Raw genomic sequence first — 17,754 nt, forward strand, 5'->3', positions numbered from 1 at the left:
GTTTGAACCGACTGAATGAAATCACCGCTTTCTGAAATTTTGCGCAAAGATAACCACTTTTATCTCAAAAATTCAGCAATGATGAAAAAAAAGGAAGGTATATTATAAGGATGTTGATAATCACTCGATTACAACTCCATCCTGATCGATTTTTTTTTGGAATTTACCCCGCTTTTTAAGGGGTCGCATGCGAAGAAATTAATATTTATTTTTTCATCATATTTCAACCCGCCGCCGAAGCGTTGAATTGCATGCTGTGCAGCTTGTAATAAAAGCCCTCCAGCCTCAATAATTCCTCGTGACTACCCATCTCCTTAATCTCCCCTTTATCCAGCACAATGATCTTGTCCGCCTTACTAATCGTGGATAAACGGTGCGCAATGATGATGGCGGTACGGTCCGCTATCAGTTTATCAATGGCATTTTGTATAAGTTGCTCTGATTCAGTGTCTACGGAAGATGTAGCCTCGTCCAGGATCAAAATTGCCGGGTTATATAACAACGCCCGCACAAAAGAAATCAACTGACGCTGCCCCAACGATAACGTACTGCCCCGCTCCATCACCTGGTAGTCATACCCACCCGGTAACTGCATGATAAAATCATGTATCCCAATCAGTTTGGAGGCAGATATCACATCCTCCCTGCTAATAGCCGCGTTATGTAAAGTAATATTGTCGTAAATAGACCCTGAGAACAGAAATACGTCCTGAAGTACCACACCAATCCTGCTCCGCAACGCCTGTAAGGAATACCCCGCCAGGTCAATCCCATCGATCTTAATACTTCCCTTCTGCACTTCATACAGCCGGTTCAGAATACTGATAATTGTAGTCTTACCGGAACCGGTATGCCCCACAATCGCCACCGTATCCCCCGGCTTCGCATCAAATGTGATGTCCTTCAGCACATACCGGTCTTCCACATACGCAAAGGAAACATGATCGAAACTGATCGCTCCCTTCATGTCCTTACCCTGCTCATGCCCCCTATCGGGAATATAATCCTGGTTATCTAAAATCTTGAATACGCGCTCACTGGCCACCAGCCCCATCTGCAATGTATTGAACTTATCCGCCAGCATACGCAGCGGCCTGAACAGCATATTCAGGTACATGATGAACGCAATCATCACCCCCTGCGTTACCTCGTAATTCAACACCTTATTGGACCCCCACCATACCATCAACCCCAGCGATATGGCCAGGATAATTTCCACCACCGGGAAAAACACGGAATACGCAAAAATCGCATGAATGTTCGCATCCCGGTGATCCTTGTTGATCTGACGGAACCTTGCAAACTCACGCTTTTCTCCGGTAAACGCCTGCACCACCACCATACCGGTGATATGCTCCTGTACAAACGCATTCAGCGCTGATACCGCATTACGTACCTGGTAAAACGACTTATTCACACTCTCCTTGAAAATATAAGTGGCAATGATCAGTATCGGGAAGGGAGATAAACTCACCAGCGTTAAACGCCAGTCTTCAATAAACATCACCGTGAGGATGGCAATAATCATCAGCAAATCAGCCACAATGCTGATAATACCTTCTGAAAACACATCGTTGATGGCTTCAATGTCATTGATAGTACGCGTAGTAAGCGTGCCTATCGGGGTTTTATCAAAAAATGCCAGGTTCAGGCGCACTATCTTCTTGTATACCGTTACCCGTAAATCCTTTACCACCGACTGTCCCAGCCAGTTGGTCAGGTAAGAAAAGAAAAACCTTACTACCGTTTCCACCAGTAGTAAGGCTATCTGAATAATCGTCACCAACACCAGCATTTGCATCAGCTGGTTGGAAATATATTTATCCACCGTTACCTGGATCAGGTAGGGCCGCAGCGGCGAAATTACCGCCAGCACCACCGTCAGCAGCATGGATATTATAAATGAGCGCTTATAAGGCACAGCAAATGAGAAGATACGTCTTAAGAGACTGGAATCGAATACTTTCTTTACTGCGATATTTTCCACGTTCATTTAGCTATTAGTTGTTCTATGATTTCTTTTCGTCTTTCATAATCTGCCTGTACGCTTTGATAAAGATAGCACCCAGATTTTTATGCGGCGGCACATAATCGCTGAACAGCTCGCGGTTACGGGCATCACCGGCGAATTTCTTGGTAAGCTGCGCCCACATTATCACCCAGTCCACATTCTTACCACTTCTCACTACGTCTTCCAGACTACGGATAATCGGCTCATTCACAAAGCGGGTACCCACCTGTTTAGAGGAAATGATATGTGCTTCCGGTGATTTCTCCAGTACCGTAGCCAGGTTATGATAACCACCACAGGAACCCAGCACCACAATCTTCGCGGAGCTTTGCAGGTTATCCAGCGTGGTATTCACATGGTAACTATGACCGCGGTGAATAAAGATGGACGGATGAATATCCTGCTCATCCAGGTAGTCGGAGAGCTTACTGATCGCTTCTTTATCTCCCGGCTCATCGATAGGCAGGTTTGCATAAATGGTAGTAGGCTTGCCTTTCAGGGAGGAAATGGTAGTCCAGTATTTGCCTTTTACCACCCGCCAGTCGCCGGACGGGAAGTTGCTCATAAAGCTGGCGTATGATTCCTGGCCATCTTTATCTCCATAGAAAAATACCTGCTGGTATATACGCCCGCTGTCGCTTTCCAGGCTGCTGAAGGTGACATAGTTGATTGGAGGCAGTTGCAGTTTGCTGGCCATGTCCGTCGCCTTGGAAGAGTCGTTGCCATTTTCCGCTTCTGTCTCAAATAAACTGGTCAGCAGCTGATAGATCACCGTACCACGGCGGTCGCTGTGCTTTTTCACGTAAGCCAGGTTCTTTCTCACCTCTGCACGGAGGAAGTCGAGCAGCTTAGGATCGCGGATACTGCCAAAGGAGTTGGCCACATCCACGGCATCTTCCAGATCCTCGGTTTTTTCCAGGTTCTGTACATACTTCTGCATCAGGTAGTTGGAATTCTCCGGTGCCATGGATTTCAGGAAGTTGTCCAGGGTATTGAAACCCGCTGCCATAGCTATAAACTTCTTGAAACGGTCAAAGTGCACCATCATCAGCAAGCTATCCCCACGGGGCGGTTTCATACGGATCATCATCTGATCGTATAAACCGGCGTTGCCATGATTAGTATAGCTGGAGGTATATAACTCCTCCTGGCCGTTAACAATCAGGTAGTACAGTTCTTCCGGTGTAAAGTCGTTGACGATGCGGAACCTCACTGTAGCAGGTTCTTCGTGCAGGTCATTCACATCGCGGATATAAATCAGTGATTTGGCCTGCATGTTTTCCATCATGGCTTTCATACCAATCGGCTGATGGCCTTCACTTTTCATCTTTTGCAGGTTGATGGTGGATTTCACCATCTGGCGGTAATACTGGCGATCATTTTCGGTGATTTTCTCCAGGTCTTCCACAGTGGTGGTACCGGCGAGGATCTCATCGATAAATGGCAATATACGGGTGCTTTGGGATGATTTACCAATCCTTACGATGGTTTGTACTATCGGGTCCTGATTGCGCTTGATAGCCGTAGCCATCGGCGTGTAGGAGGTAGCATAGGTAAGCACCTGGTTAGGATACTTACGGGCCACAGCCGCTACTATGGAGTCGGTACCAGGATATCCGAGATAATCGCTGAGCTTCGGCATTACCGTCTCCAGGTTATCAAAGGCATATTTGGTAAACACCAATCCCCTGGCCTCTTTATAGCCCGGGTTATCTTTAAAGATTTCAATCAGTTTTTCTGAGCCTTCGAATGAAAGGCCCTTAATATACGGGAAGATGCTTTTGCCTTTGATATCGGCGTGCATCATATCCTGGTAAGCGTTGATGATGGCCGGTGCTTCCTCCGGCTGCAACAGGGTACGGGCTCTTTTGTAGTTATAATCTTTCAGCACAGAATAGATGCCGGTGAGGTATTTCACTTTCAGGCGATGGTCGAGGGAGCTGTCCCGTTCAATTTCTTCCTGGATTTTGTCTACCTGCTTGATGAGCGCATTGGTAACCTGTAAATTGATGGTTTGATCATCAGACACGCGCACGAGATCATCGGCTTTGCCGTCGAACTTCGCTGCTGCTGCCTGTTCTTTGTCAATATTATCATGGAATCCCTGCCTGCTTATAGGTATCTGCAGATGTCCGCTCTGTGCGTATACCCAGCTGCTTTGAGAAGCCGCCAGCAAGAAAATGATTAAAAATTTCCTCATTATAATTCTCCTTTTCAGCCAACCTGATAGCAAATTTACAACCAATTTAGCAACCAACGGTGCAAATGCCATTAGGGGCTCTCTTTTAAGCACAAATAAATATGTTTTTCCTATATCTTTATAAAGTGCGGTATAAAATACCGCCAAAGGAGTAACAAATAATCACGGATAACTGTTAAATGGAAATCACTTATGCAAACATTTACCAGCGACATATCCGGGCAACAGTTCCCGGAAACAGAAAAAGTCAGCGCTAAACTGATCCGTCCTTCGTTGATGCGAATGATCAAAACAGATCATCCCAGCTTTAACCACAAGTGCCATATTGCGCTTTCAGAGCTTACCCACTATCGGCAAAAATTCTATGAATCTCTTTTTTCTGAGGAGATGGGGGAACTATCGTCAGTAGAGCGCCAGGTATTGGAAAACCTCAAGAGCAACCGTACGCTTTCCGACAAACTGGAGGAAGACAACCTGATTTCCGACCTTTCCTATGGCCAGAAGCTGGCGGATAAAATTGCTGACTTCGGGGGTAGCTGGACGTTCATCATCTCTTTCCTGGCCTTCATCCTGGTGTGGATGGCGGTCAATGTTTTCTTTCTGCTCGACAAAGGATTTGATCCGTATCCGTTCATTCTGCTGAACCTGATTCTATCCTGCCTGGCCGCTTTGCAGGCACCGGTGATCATGATGAGTCAGAACCGCCAGGAGGAAAAAGACCGGCGCAGAGCAAAGAACGATTACATGATAAACCTGAAATCTGAGCTGGAAGTACGTATTCTGCACGAAAAAATTGACCACCTCATCATCACCCAGCAGCAGGATATGCTGGAGCTCCAGCAGGCCCAACTGGAAATGATGAAACAGCTGCTTGCCGCAGTAAAAACTATTCAAAACCATAAGGATACGGATAGTAAGCAACCTTAATAAATACTACCCCGTGATTTTAGTTTACCTTGCAGGAGTGTAGGCCGGTATGGCCTATTATGGTGAATTAACAATTTCATAATGTTATTTTTCCATTAATCACAGCGCGCAGCATCTAATTTTGTGGCGTCTTTTATAAAAGCAACAATATATGATAGACCAAGCCGTAGCTGGAAAAATACTGGTAGTAGATGACGAAATCGATATTCTTGAGATCATCAGTTATAATCTCAAGTCTGCCGGGTATGACACTGTAATTGCGAAAGACGGCAATGAGGCTATCCAAAAAGCTAAAATTTTCCGTCCGGACCTGATCATGCTCGACATCATGATGCCTAACAAAAACGGTATCGATACCTGCCGGGAAATCAGGAAATTCCCGGAGTTCAAAGATACCATGGTTCTTTTTTTGACGGCCCTCAATGATGAAAAGTCAGAAATTGACGGACTGAATATGGGCGCTGATGACTACATCGCGAAACCTATTAAGCCGAAATTACTGGTGAGTCGTATCAATGCCCTGTTCCGCCGCCTGCACAAGCCGGAAGAGCAACAGATGCAGCTGGGCGACCTTATCATCGACCGTGAAAAATTCACTGTTACCTATAAAGGCCAGGAGATCATCCTTGCTAAGAAGGAATTCGAACTGCTGCAATTGCTGGCATCCAAGCCAGGCCGCGTGTTTCTCCGCAATGAAATCCTGAATCAGGTGTGGGGTACAGAGGTGATTGTGGGCGACAGGACCATCGATGTACATATTCGTAAGATCCGCCAGAAGATTGGGATTGACCTCATTACTACCGTTAAAGGTGTGGGGTATAAATTTGAGATGTAATTTTTCCCACCATATTATTTAGCCGCCGCTGGCGGCTTTCTTTTTGTTTTATCTTTTGTTTTAGGGAGATGCTAAAGTCGTCCGGCAAGGTATTTCCCGGAAATGAGCACGGCCACAGGCCACGGATCACCAGCTAAAGCCCAACGGGCACCTACATTACCAGACAATTTTATGGCAAGTAAAAAATTTAAAGTAATTTCCCACTATTACAATAATTACTCACTCTGGAGTATGTTCAAAACTAAAAACCTTTCGCCACAGAAACTCGCAGGATTCACAGCCCTGGTTATCTCTTTTGTGATTGCCCTGTTTAGTTACCTGGTATCGGGCGACTATAAAATTACTGCCGGCGCATTTGTGCTTACTTTTCTGGTTTCCTATTACCTGTATCTGTACACCCTGCAGAATTTCATCTACCGGAAAATAAAACTCATTTACAAATTCATTTATCAGACAAAGGCCTCTAAGCGGGAAGAGTTTTTCAATAAAAACATACTTCCGCTGAAAACCATTGAAGAGGTAAGCGAAGATGTGGAAAAGTGGGCCAGCCAGAAGAAAGAAGAGCTGGATAACCTGCGCCGTAACGAAGAGTTCAGGAAAGAGTTTCTCTTAAATCTCTCCCATGAACTCAAAACCCCCATTTTTGCGGTACAGGGCTATATCCACACCTTGCTGGACGGTGCGCTGGAAGATCCCAGTGTCAATAAAATGTTCCTGAAAAACGCCACCAAAAATATTGATCGCCTATGTCGCCTGCTGGACGACCTGGATGAGATATCCAAGCTCGAAAGCGGGGAAATGACGGTTAATGTAGAGGATTTCGTCATCCAGGACCTGCTGAAGGATGTATTCGATACGCTTTCGCTGAAGGCCAATACCAAAGGCATTAAATTCAGCATTAAAAAAGGTTGTGAAACGCCGTTACATGTGGTGGCGGATAAAGAAAAGATCCGGCAGGTGCTGATCAACCTGGTGGATAACTCCATCAAGTACGGCAAGCAGGATGGGCATACCATCGCCAGCATCTACAATATGGATGGCAAGCGGGTACTGATCGAAATTTCCGACGACGGCATCGGTATGTCGGAAGAGCATCTGCCACGTGTGTTTGAGCGCTTCTACCGTACGGATCGCGCACGGAGCCGCGATATTGGCGGGACCGGTCTGGGACTGGCCATTGTAAAACACATCGTGGAAGCGCACGACCAGTCAATTACCGTTAGGAGTAAGCCTGAAATAGGCAGCACCTTCGGTTTCACACTGGAAGCCGGCAGAGGAGAATTTTAAAAACGGTACTGGAGGCGGCAGGTCAGCACATTATCGTCCAGGTCCTGCTCATAACCAGGCAAAGCAGTTGCTTCATTTTTCACCCAGTCATAGTATACACTGAGCTTTAGGTGCTCGTTTAAATAATACAGGTACCCAAAGCCCAGTGTATTATATCGTATATCCGCCAGCGTTAACCCTGCATCCGGCGCACCAATTTCCTTTCCTTTCACGTCTTTATTTGGGTCATACCAATCGTAACGCACTACTACCTGGTGTTTATCACTACCCAGGTGCTGTATGAAATACAGGTAGGCGCCATCAAATTTGCGGATATATAGCGGAGCATATTTCCCATCGGGAGTCAATGGAATAATTCCTGGCGTTTCGGTAGTTAAGGCCGTAGCTGTTTGTTTACCACGGATATATTCTGCCCTGAACTGGGTAAAACCTTTTCCTTTTCCATTCGGTATTTTCAACTGCATATCCGCACCGTAGTAGTGGCGGGGAGCTATTTTACCGGCATTGGTGGGGGTAGAATCCACTTTAAAAGCATGGGCATCGTCCATGGTGTAGATCACATTGGTAAACTGCTGCATGCCTCCCATCAGCACGGATACACCGCCTGACAGTCGCCAGTTTTGTGCATTCAGCTTTCTGGGCTTGATATAAATGCGGCCAATGAAGTCCTTGTGGCTGTCGAAGTCGCTCGGACCGGTAAGGCCCTGGCCATTGAATACACCGGCGTCTATCTTCAGGAAACTAAGCGGGTGGTCTTTTTTCCGGGGCTCGAAGGACAGCATTCCTCCGATGTCGCGCTCCGTTCTCATCAGGATTTGCGACATACGGCCACGTTCCGGCGTTTCCCGGTCGCCGGAGGAGAGGTTTACCTCCCAGCCAAACGGACGGGCAAACATACCTGCGGCAAAGGCGAATACATTGTATTTGGTATCGAACACGCGACCATAGAAGTCACGGATATTTACGCCTCTTTCTGTTCCGTCGAACTGGAAAGCGAATTGCAGTACCGGCATCTCCTGCTCGTTGTAATGCTCGTAATCCACGCGGATACGGCCACGGCGGAGCATCCAGCGGTTATCGGATTCCTTATTGAAGTTACCGCCGGCATAGGTATTGATTCCTCTGGCGGTGGCCATCTGAAATTGCGGCTGAATATAGCCACTAAAGCGGAGCGCATCATATTTCCGGTACATAGACAGCATTCCTTTTCCAAGGCTGGAGGTGGTATCAATCATGTCCATCAGGAACTGGGCCCGGGCGGCAAAAGAGGTGACTATCAATACACAGGCTACCAGTAAGAATTTATCGAAGCGCATCCGCAATCTAGATTTGGCGCAAAAGTACAGCATCGCGGGGGAATTTCACACCCTGAGAATCCCCTGTTCATATTTATGTTAATCGTTCGTTAATCCAAAAACTTAACAGTACAAATTAAGGCTTCAGCGGACGCTTTATCCGAACTTCTGGATATAAATCCCAACTATGCAAGCTAATACGTATACCTTCTGGAAAGAGAAGGTGGATCATGCGATTGCGATCAGTGACAACCACCTTTCCGACGATATTTCCATTATCAGCATCGCCGATATGCTATGCGTGGATGCGCAAACGCTAAGCAGGCGATTCGAAATATTTCATCAGGAATCGTTCAAACAATTTACCAAACGAAGGAAATTAGAACAGGCAGGTGGTCTTTTAAGGCATTCGGCATTTTCCATTAGCCAGATTGCGGCCTATTGCGGCTATGCCAGCCCTCAATCTTTTACGAAAGCTTTTGCCCTGGAATACGGTGAAACGCCGGCATTTTACAGGAATAAACTCTATCTGCCAAATGAGGAGGAAACCCTGTATATCACCAAATTGATCACTTCATCCGCCAATGATCTGAGAGATATCTTTTGTATGGATAATACAACTGAAATATACGAAGGCAGCTTTACGCTTTATTATACCTTTTTGCCCAGCCAGCATGATCCGATACGGAACATGGTAAAATATATGATGGCGTATATCAGTAAATTCAGAGTAGCCCGTTCTACCTTGCTAATGCCAGAGGCAAGGATCATTACCGGAACCCTGGATACGGTGCCGGTTACTGCTTACGATAAAATGATGATGTATGTTGGCCTGTTGGTACCAACCACTAATGCATATAATTTTATGCACCAGCGGCTCAGGGCCGGATTCAATGACATGAACCTCCTGGAAAAGCATATACCTGCCAATAATTATAAACACCTTAAACTAAACATGGGCTTCGCCGAAGCCGGCTTGCCCATGTATAATTTTATTAACCATTGTTGCAGGGTGAGTTATTTCAAGATGAATAGCAATCAATTTTTTATTTCCCTTACCGGAATAAATACCTGCGAAGTATTCATTCCGTGTGAAAAGCGGTACGGCTGTTAGAACTGGAAGTAAATCGGAATCATTGGCTGGGTGCTCTTCACCTGCGCCAGCAACCATACAAATGCTACCATTACGGCTACACTGGCCACAACGGGCAGTTTTGAATAGATGTTTTCCATAGACAGCTCCGCTTTTGCCGGCATAAAATGCAGCACAAAGCCCATCACCATCACCCAGAAAACTGCGGTATAACCGGTATACAGCTCCGGCCAGATTTCAGGCTGGAAGTCGTACGCAATCTGATGTATGAGCGCCCACGCATCATGGAAGGTAGCCGCCTTAAAGAAGATCCAGCAGAAGCAAACAAAGTGGAAGGTAAACAGGACGCCCAGCACTTTCAACAGGCCACCAGAGAAGCCACCAAACTGGATTTGCCGTTTCTTCAGGTAATCGAGCCTTACTTTATCAATGGCCAGCATAGTACCATGCATTCCGCCCCAGAAAATAAAGTTCCAGCTCGCCCCATGCCAGAAACCTCCGATCAGCATGGTCAGGGCCAGGTTTACATATTGTCTTACCCTGCCTTTCCGGTTGCCACCCAAAGGAATATACAGGTAATCCCTCAGCCAGCTGGACAATGAAATATGCCAGCGGCGCCAGAACTCTGTAATGGAGCTACTTTGATAAGGAGAGTTAAAGTTTGGCGGAATCTTGAAGCCGGTCCAGCGGGCAATACCCAGCGCCATATCCGAATATCCGGAGAAGTCGCAATAAATCACCAGGGCATAGCCATACACGCCCAGCAAACATTCCAGGCCGGTGTGCTTACTCGGGTCATCAAATATGTATTGTACAAAGTTGAGGTAGATAAAGTCAGATATGACTATCTTCTTAAACAACCCACTTATGATCAGGTACATCCCTTTTCCGATATCATCCGAATCAATGACATAGGGCTTTGAAATCTGCGGAATGAAGTCGGCCGCACGTACGATCGGCCCCATCATCAGCTTCGGGAAGAAGGACAAGAAGAAAAGGTAGTCCATGAAGTTATCCACGGGTTCGATTTCATCCCGGTATACATCGATCGTATAGCTGAGGTTTTCGAAGGTGTAGAAGGATATCCCGATCGGTAAAGTCAGCTTCAGCAGTGGAATACCGCCTGCCGCAAAATCGTTGATGATACCGATGAAGAAGTTGGTGTACTTAAAATAGAACAGCAATCCTATGTTGAGGATGATGCTAAAAATAAGGAGCAGTTTTTTGGTGGACTTTTTCGGTGTCCGATGAATCCACTTGGAAAGGTTGAAGTCCACAATGGCGGAAAGTATGACCAATCCTACATAATAGCCACAGGCCTTATAAAAGAAAAACAGGGAAAACAGGGTATAAACCCATACCCTACCTGCTTTGCTTTTGTGGACTGCCAGGTAACAGAGCAGAAATACTGCAAAATAATAGAAAAAGAAAGCACTGTTAAAGAGCACCGGATCATTAGGATCGTAAAGCAACAGGTCAAACAGCTTATTGACGTCGATCATTGGATGTTAATATATTTTCTTGGTTTCAGCCTGGTATTTTTTGTAGGCAGACATTAATGCTTCGTTGAGCAGTTGCCCTTGCAGCTGGTATCCCTTGGCACTGAAGTGTACATGATCGGCGCCCCAGAACGGGTTAAACCGGGCTTTCTGTACTTTATTCACTGCGTTGAAATTCCAGCATGCCAATCCTTTTTCGCGGGCGTAGCCTTCAATCTGGGCGGTGGCCATCGCGATGTATGGATTAGGTGTAACGGAGGTTTTGCTGTATCTACGCCATTTTCCTTTCACTTTTTTACGGTACGAACTTTTGATTACCCTCATACAATCCGGAGGAGTAGTCAGCAAGATACATACGTTTGGGTTTTGTTCTCTTAAAAGTGAAACGGTTTTATCAATTTCATTTCTAAAGGCAAGGGCATCAAATCGGCCGTAGGCTTCATTGGTACCGAGGGATATGATCACCAGCTGCGGTTTCATGACCGACATCTGGGCGAGCAGTATGTTGCTGTATTCGTTGTAATGCTGGTACATGGCGCCATTGACACCTACGCTGCTATAGATCAATCCATTCTCTCCGTTACGTAAAAACGCACCATAGAAACGGAATGGCCCTTTAGCGGTATTATCAAAACGGGCAGAAAATATCTGTTGCTGATCCCTGAAGCTCAGCGTGGCTTTCTGAATGGTAGGTGATCCGGTAAATGGCTGCGGGGTGATGATCACATCGGCAGTGGCAGCAAAAACGGTGGTAGAGTCGTTTCCGGGATCATACAGTAATTCTGCTTCATTGAATGATGTTTCCTGGAAGGAATCCTGTTTGCCAATAAAGCTGAGAGATGGCGTGGTGGCGTTGGTGGTAATAGCAATACCGCCGGGACCGAGAATAGGTGATTTATATCGATCTACTACTCTTTCGCCATTCCATTTGATGGGGCTTGACCAGCGGTAGTCTTCCGGGCCGTTGGTACCTGCCAGGTTATAGGGAAATACAAATCCACGGCCTGCGTTACCAAACTGCTGTTGCATCATGGCTCCGTTGGTTTGTGGATAATAGCCTGCCTGCACGTGTGAATCGCCGAGGTGTAAAATGGAGATCACGCTGGTATCCGCGTGATCCAGTAAACCGAAGAACCGGTACAGTGCTGTATCCTGGGTGATGGTATTATCACCGTTAAATCCTTGTGCAACTGCATTTTTACCTCCCAGCAACAACAGCAGGGCTAAACTACTGAACAGTATTTGTCTGCCTATATTCATTCATGATAGCTTTGTATAGCAGCGACGCTACCTTAGACGCTCCTAACCTGTTAAAATGTGTGTAATCCTTGTTCGCACCTGGGGTATCACTTTCGACCCACTTCACCATTGAATTTTCTCCACCCATTGCTGCAAAGAGGTTCCAGAAGGCAGTTCCGTGTTCTGCCGCCAGATCATGTTGCACAGCTAACAGCGCTGGTACGCCCGGCGCGGTAACGTATTGGTCGCCCTTACGATAGGATTTGTCGGCGGTACCGATGATAAGGAATGAGGTAGCCGGGATATCGTTGCGAAGCGAATCCAGCACCTTTTTCATCGGGCGCTCAAACCAGCTGTAGTCGGTCAGTTCCGGACGCCATAATACGTTGGCGCCGTAATGAAATACTACCAGGTCGTAAGTGTGTTCCTGCTGCATACGGCGGATCATATCTGCCGACAGCTTTCCGAGTTCGATACCGCTGATACCTCTGAAGGAGTAGTTGTCCACATAGATACCGTTATCGTCTTCGAAGCTAACGCCAAAGAGGGGCCCTGCGGCGCCTCCGGCGTATTTGATAGTTACCGATGGCAGTCCTGTATCCTGACGCAGATCGAGTCTGTTTACAGCGGCATTGCCGTCGAGCGTATAGCTTTTATCGTTTACCGTAAGGCCGGTGCCGGAGGCAGGACCATACAGGATGGAAATTTCATTGAACTTATCCAGTCGCGGCTTTTTCACCGGTGTGTATCTCACCCAGCTGTTAGCTGACGGGATAAAGGTGTGCCCGGATAAACCGAGCGGAATATTGGATGGGGGCAGTTTTTTATAGGAATAGTCTGTCCAGTCCTTGGAGTAGGTATGGGTGATGGTGGTTCTGAAGCTGGCCACTACCGAGGTAATGGGCACGAACCCTACGCCTTGTCCGCCGAAGAAATGTTGCAGACTATCGCGCAGTTCACCGGTGATCAGGTCACCTTCGATCATGGAATCGCCGAAGTAGGCGATGCGTACTTTTTTTCTTTTGCCTGCTTTCAGCTCCGCCAGGGCCTGGAGGAATTTATGCATGCCGGCGGCATCTTCGCTGTATTGCGCAGAGGCATATTGCATGATACCGGAGTATTCCATGTAGTCGTGATGTGCATCCGGATTAGGCAGTGTGGTCACTGTTCCGGAGCTGTCTACCACGGTAACGGCGGTATCTGTAACAGACCCGCCCTTGCCGGATTTACCGGCGAGGGCGGGATTATTTTTATCTTGTTCGGGAGATGAGGTCCTGATTTCGGACAGCATATCCAGTTTTCTGAATTGGAAATCCTTGTAGGAGAAGCTGTAGTTCAGCTGGGATAAAGCCACCAGGCATGCCAATGAACCCGCGATAATCAGAAATGGGTAGGCAGCCTTATTTTTGCCAGGCAAATTATTCATGTATAGTCAGGCATATTACCGGAGCGCCTGGCAACAAGTGGCATAGTGCATCAATGCTTAAGAACCGCTTGCAACGCTGCCTATGGCCGCATCCAGCTTATACAATTTATAACGGTTAATAATAGAAGTCACACGTCTTATCCATTCCTGGCCCGCAGTTGAATACCCGCTATGGTTCATTTTATGAAGCCATGTAGTGTATTCCATGTTTCCTTTCATATCTGAGAACCACTTCTTTTTAGCTAACAGCTGCACAAAGTGTTCGTAGGAAGCCACATCTGACAGATATTGTTTGTAGCGGGATTTGTATCCTGCGTTTGTCTGTTGCAGATTGTTTTTACCAACGATGCCAAAATGATTATGCAGCAATTTAGCATTTTTACTGGTACCAGTGCCAGATTCCAGCATCGCAATGCCCAGAATAACACTGGCAGGAATTCCGGTTTCCTGCATTAATTCCACAGATACCGGTTTGAATTTTTTCAAATAATTGCTTGTCGATTGTTGAGCATACCCAACATTGCTGAGCATTAGCAATAAAAACACCGCACAAATACAAGCCGCAGCTTTGCTCATAGTAGAGTTAATCATACACATAAGCTTAGTGTTAGTTGTTGTTACAGGTGATAGATTGTTGTTTGTTTTCAGCATCACTTTCTTACCTCACATATCAACGATGTCCCTACACCGCAATATTACTTTAAAAATTTAGATAATACGTTTCTTTCGTCTACTCGCTACTCTTTTCCGTTAAGATCTTGTTAAAAAATATTGTTCTATTATTTGCACCAATCCCCTTTGATGCGGCCTCAGCCATATCAAAGGGGATTTTTTTATTTGGGAATGCCCGGAAATTGCAAATACTATGCCGGATCCTGTTTTATCAAGCTGATCCGTAACTCATCGAGCTGGTGTTGATCAATAGCAGCGGGCGCATCCAGCATTACATCGCGACCAGAATTGTTTTTCGGGAAGGCGATGAAGTCGCGGATACTTTCGCTGCCACCCAGCAGGGAGCAGAGGCGGTCGAACCCGAAGGCGATACCTCCGTGAGGCGGCGCTCCATATTCAAATGCACCCAGCAGGAAGCCGAACTTGTGATCTGCTTCTTCCGGGGTCATACCTAACGCAGCGAACATCTTTTCCTGGAGATCGCGCTGGTAGATACGGATAGAACCACCACCGATTTCGGTACCGTTGAGTACGATATCATAGGCGTTAGCCTTGATGTTGGCGTACTGCGACAGATCATCCATCAGGGCGATATGTTCTGGTTTCGGAGAAGTAAACGGATGGTGACGTGCTACCCAGCGATTTTCTTCTTCCGCATATTCAAACAGTGGGAAGTCGATCACCCACAGTGGTTTATAAACATTTTTATCTCTGAAACCGAGGCGTTCGCCCATTTCAAGGCGGAGGGCGCTCATGGCCTGGCGGGTGCGACTTTCTTTACCTGCCAGTACCAGGATCAGGTCGCCTGGCTCGGCTTTGGTTGCGGCCACCCATTTTTTCAGTTCTTCTTCATTAAAGAACTTATCAACGGAGCTTTTCAGGCTGCCGTCTGCACCATATTTAACATAGATGAGTCCGCTCATGCCGATTTGCGGGCGTTTTACCCAGTCGGTGAGTTCATCCAGCTGTTTGCGGGTGTATTCAGCGCAACCTTTGGCTGCGATACCTACTACCAGCTCCGCGTCGTCAAATACTTTGAAGCCTTTATTTTGAACGGTACCGGTGAGGGTAGCCAGTTTCATATCGAATCGGATGTCCGGTTTATCGTTACCATAGTATTCCATGGCATCGTCCCAGGTCATGCGAGGGAACCCATAATCAATATCTAACCCTTTGATCTCCTTGAAAATAAATTTGAACATACTTTCAAATGTATTCAGGATATCTTCCTGCTCCACGAAGCTCATTTCGCAGTCGATCTGGGTAAATTCCGGCTGGCGGTCGGCACGGAGGTCTTCATCCCTGAAGCATTTCACGATCTGGTAGTAACGGTCGTAGCCGCTCACCATGAGGAGTTGCTTAAAGGTTTGCGGCGACTGTGGCAGGGCGTAGAACTCGTTTGCGTTCATACGGCTTGGCACTACGAAGTCGCGGGCACCTTCCGGAGTGGATTTAATCAGGAAAGGGGTTTCTATATCCATAAAGCCCTGGGTGTGCAGGAAATTACGTGCTGCACGGCCTACGCGGTAGCGCAGTTCCAGGTTTTGTTTAACGGCATTTCTACGCAGGTCGAGGTAGCGGTATTTCATACGGAGCTCATCGCCACCATCTGTATCATCTGTTAACGTGAAAGGAGGTGTTTTAGCTGCGTTGAGCACCTTAAAGTCAGCGATGGTGATTTCCACATCGCCGGTAGGGATATTCGGGTTTTTATTAGAACGCTCGGTAACCACACCTGTAGCCTGGATCACGAATTCGCGGCCTAAAGGCTGGTCATCCAGTCGGGCATTGAGGTTTTCACCAAATAACAGCTGAGTAATACCATAACGGTCGCGCAGATCCACGAAAGTGATGCTGCCAAATTTCCTAACCGTTTGTACCCAGCCGGCCAGCGTAACCTGCTGACCAACCTGTTCCATTCTGAGTTCTCCGCAAGTGTGCGTCCTATACATGCGTAAATTGTTGATTTTTAAAATTATATGGTTGAATTCCCGGGAAAGCCGTACCCTGTTGATTACCACTACTTCCAGTGATTCAGCCATGCCCGCAAGGGGGGCAAAGATACGTTTTGATCGCTGGATTTTACTGCCGGAGCATGTTAAAATATCTGTTTACGCTGATCTCGGGCATTATTTCCGTTTCTCCGGCTATTACCCGGCTGAAATGGTCCGCCATCAGCGGGGCCAGTGAAGTCCCCTTGGTTCCCAGTCCATTAAAAATGCCTATTAATGGATATTCCGGATGAAAGCCGGCAATGGGCCGCCGGTCATGCCCCGAAGGTCTTACTGCCGCCTGCTGGTCCGTTACCTCATAGGGCACTTTAAGCAACTGCTGTAACTTTTCTTCCAGCACCACCCGTTGTGCTGCCGTGGGCAACTCATCGGCATAATCCCAAGCAAAGGAACTTCCCGCCCAAAACTGCCCGTCCGGCTGGGGTACTAACGTAATACTTTTTTTAATAATATCCGATGATTCCAATCCGGGGACACGGATAAATAATACTTCGCCCTTATTCGGCAGAAATTTGATGGCACTGAAGTATGGATTTGTAGCCGCAGCAGCCCCGTCACAAAATATTATTTTCTTTGCTGCTATATCATGGTATGTAACTTGTACATTATTTACCAGCTGCAATTGCGATAATTCAAAGTGTTCATCCAGTAAGGCTTCCTTACTAATCAACATTTCCCGGTATGCAGGCAGCAGATTTTTTAAGTTAACCGTAGCCCCTTTAATGACTGCAGCACCAAAATCTTGTTGCAGATATTCCTCATATTGTAGTTGTTGTGGAATTACTGCGTATTTCCCGTTGGTTTCCTTATCTGCTTTAGCTTTGAAGGCATCACGCATTTGAGCGGAGGGGAAAACTGTCCACAAATTACGCTCCGTTAATATATTTATTTTAAGCAGGTCCGACAATTCGTCATATGTCGATTTGGCAAACGGATAAATTTCTTCGTATAGCCATGCAGGTTCGAATCTTCTGCCAGATACGGGATTGATTATCCCGGCGGCTACCCGCGATGCGCTGTTCTTCTTTCCATCATCTATCACTACTACACTGAAACCTCGTTTCATTAAGAACCAGCTGAGCATAGTGCCGGCGATCCCCTGCCCTACTATTATGTAATCTACTTGTTTCATGCAGGTACGAAGGTATTAAAACTGATTGATTGCTTTTCTTTCAATGACAGCTTCGCTGTCATTGAGGTTGATTCAGCGCTTCGCGCGGGGCCTGGAAATTAATATCTGGCGTTATCAAATAGACAA

At 46.7% G+C, this 17,754-nt stretch carries 13 protein-coding genes; 4 read left to right on the top strand and 9 right to left on the bottom strand.

Features of this window, described 5'->3' with window-relative positions; translation table 11 throughout:
- Positions 1–223: 223 nt before the first annotated feature.
- The gene (locus tag KW844_RS21535; RefSeq protein WP_218378850.1) at positions 224–1,993 is read right to left on the bottom strand and encodes an ABC transporter ATP-binding protein; all 1,770 of its coding nucleotides are present in this window, start codon (positions 1,991–1,993) and stop codon (positions 224–226) included.
- Between the two features lie 16 nt (positions 1,994–2,009).
- Positions 2,010–4,211 (bottom strand): hypothetical protein, encoded by a 2,202-nt coding sequence (locus tag KW844_RS21540; RefSeq protein ID WP_218378851.1) that lies wholly within the window; start codon positions 4,209–4,211, stop codon positions 2,010–2,012.
- Between the two features lie 192 nt (positions 4,212–4,403).
- On the opposite strand from KW844_RS21540, the gene KW844_RS21545 reads away from it, so the two are divergent.
- The 3 genes from KW844_RS21545 (at position 4,404) to KW844_RS21555 (ending at position 7,260) form a co-directional block, all read left to right on the top strand.
- On the top strand, positions 4,404–5,138 hold the full coding sequence (locus KW844_RS21545; protein WP_218378852.1) for a DUF1003 domain-containing protein: 735 nt from the start codon (positions 4,404–4,406) through the stop codon (positions 5,136–5,138).
- A 151-nt stretch (positions 5,139–5,289) separates the two neighbouring features.
- Complete coding sequence (locus tag KW844_RS21550) at positions 5,290–5,973, top strand: response regulator transcription factor (RefSeq protein WP_218378853.1); 684 nt, start codon at positions 5,290–5,292, stop codon at positions 5,971–5,973.
- A 171-nt stretch (positions 5,974–6,144) separates the two neighbouring features.
- Entirely contained in the window at positions 6,145–7,260 is a 1,116-nt protein-coding gene (locus KW844_RS21555) for a cell wall metabolism sensor histidine kinase WalK (protein ID WP_218378854.1), read from the top strand.
- On the opposite strand, the gene KW844_RS21560 is transcribed toward KW844_RS21555, so the two are convergent.
- On the bottom strand, positions 7,257–8,576 hold the full coding sequence (locus tag KW844_RS21560) for a porin (protein WP_218378855.1): 1,320 nt from the start codon (positions 8,574–8,576) through the stop codon (positions 7,257–7,259). The genes KW844_RS21555 and KW844_RS21560 overlap by 4 nt on opposite strands.
- 166 nt (positions 8,577–8,742) lie before the next feature.
- On the opposite strand from KW844_RS21560, the gene KW844_RS21565 reads away from it, so the two are divergent.
- A complete protein-coding gene (locus tag KW844_RS21565; RefSeq protein WP_218378856.1) occupies positions 8,743–9,669 on the top strand; it encodes an AraC family transcriptional regulator in 927 nt (308 codons plus the stop codon).
- Here the strand turns inward: KW844_RS21565 and KW844_RS21570 are convergent.
- The 6 genes from KW844_RS21570 to KW844_RS21595 all read right to left on the bottom strand — a co-directional run bounded on the left by KW844_RS21570 (position 9,666) and on the right by KW844_RS21595 (position 17,628).
- Entirely contained in the window at positions 9,666–11,150 is a 1,485-nt protein-coding gene (locus tag KW844_RS21570; RefSeq protein ID WP_218378857.1) for an MBOAT family protein, read from the bottom strand. The genes KW844_RS21565 and KW844_RS21570 overlap by 4 nt on opposite strands.
- Before the next feature lie 6 nt (positions 11,151–11,156).
- The gene (locus KW844_RS21575; protein ID WP_218378858.1) at positions 11,157–12,407 is read right to left on the bottom strand and encodes a GDSL-type esterase/lipase family protein; all 1,251 of its coding nucleotides are present in this window, start codon (positions 12,405–12,407) and stop codon (positions 11,157–11,159) included.
- On the bottom strand, positions 12,376–13,812 hold the full coding sequence (locus tag KW844_RS21580) for a hypothetical protein (RefSeq protein ID WP_218378859.1): 1,437 nt from the start codon (positions 13,810–13,812) through the stop codon (positions 12,376–12,378). Before KW844_RS21580 ends, KW844_RS21575 begins: the two co-directional genes overlap by 32 nt.
- Before the next feature lie 57 nt (positions 13,813–13,869).
- Positions 13,870–14,388, bottom strand: coding sequence for a glucosaminidase domain-containing protein (locus KW844_RS21585; RefSeq protein WP_218378860.1), 519 nt, complete (start codon positions 14,386–14,388; stop codon positions 13,870–13,872).
- Between the two features lie 287 nt (positions 14,389–14,675).
- A complete protein-coding gene (gene aspS / locus KW844_RS21590) occupies positions 14,676–16,436 on the bottom strand; it encodes an aspartate--tRNA ligase (RefSeq protein ID WP_218378861.1) in 1,761 nt (586 codons plus the stop codon).
- 130 nt (positions 16,437–16,566) lie between these two features.
- On the bottom strand, positions 16,567–17,628 hold the full coding sequence (locus KW844_RS21595) for an FAD-binding oxidoreductase (protein WP_218378862.1): 1,062 nt from the start codon (positions 17,626–17,628) through the stop codon (positions 16,567–16,569).
- Between the last annotated feature and the right edge of the window lie 126 nt (positions 17,629–17,754).

The organism is Chitinophaga sp. sic0106 (assembly GCF_019219075.1).
Classification (GTDB): Bacteria; Bacteroidota; Bacteroidia; order Chitinophagales; family Chitinophagaceae; genus Chitinophaga.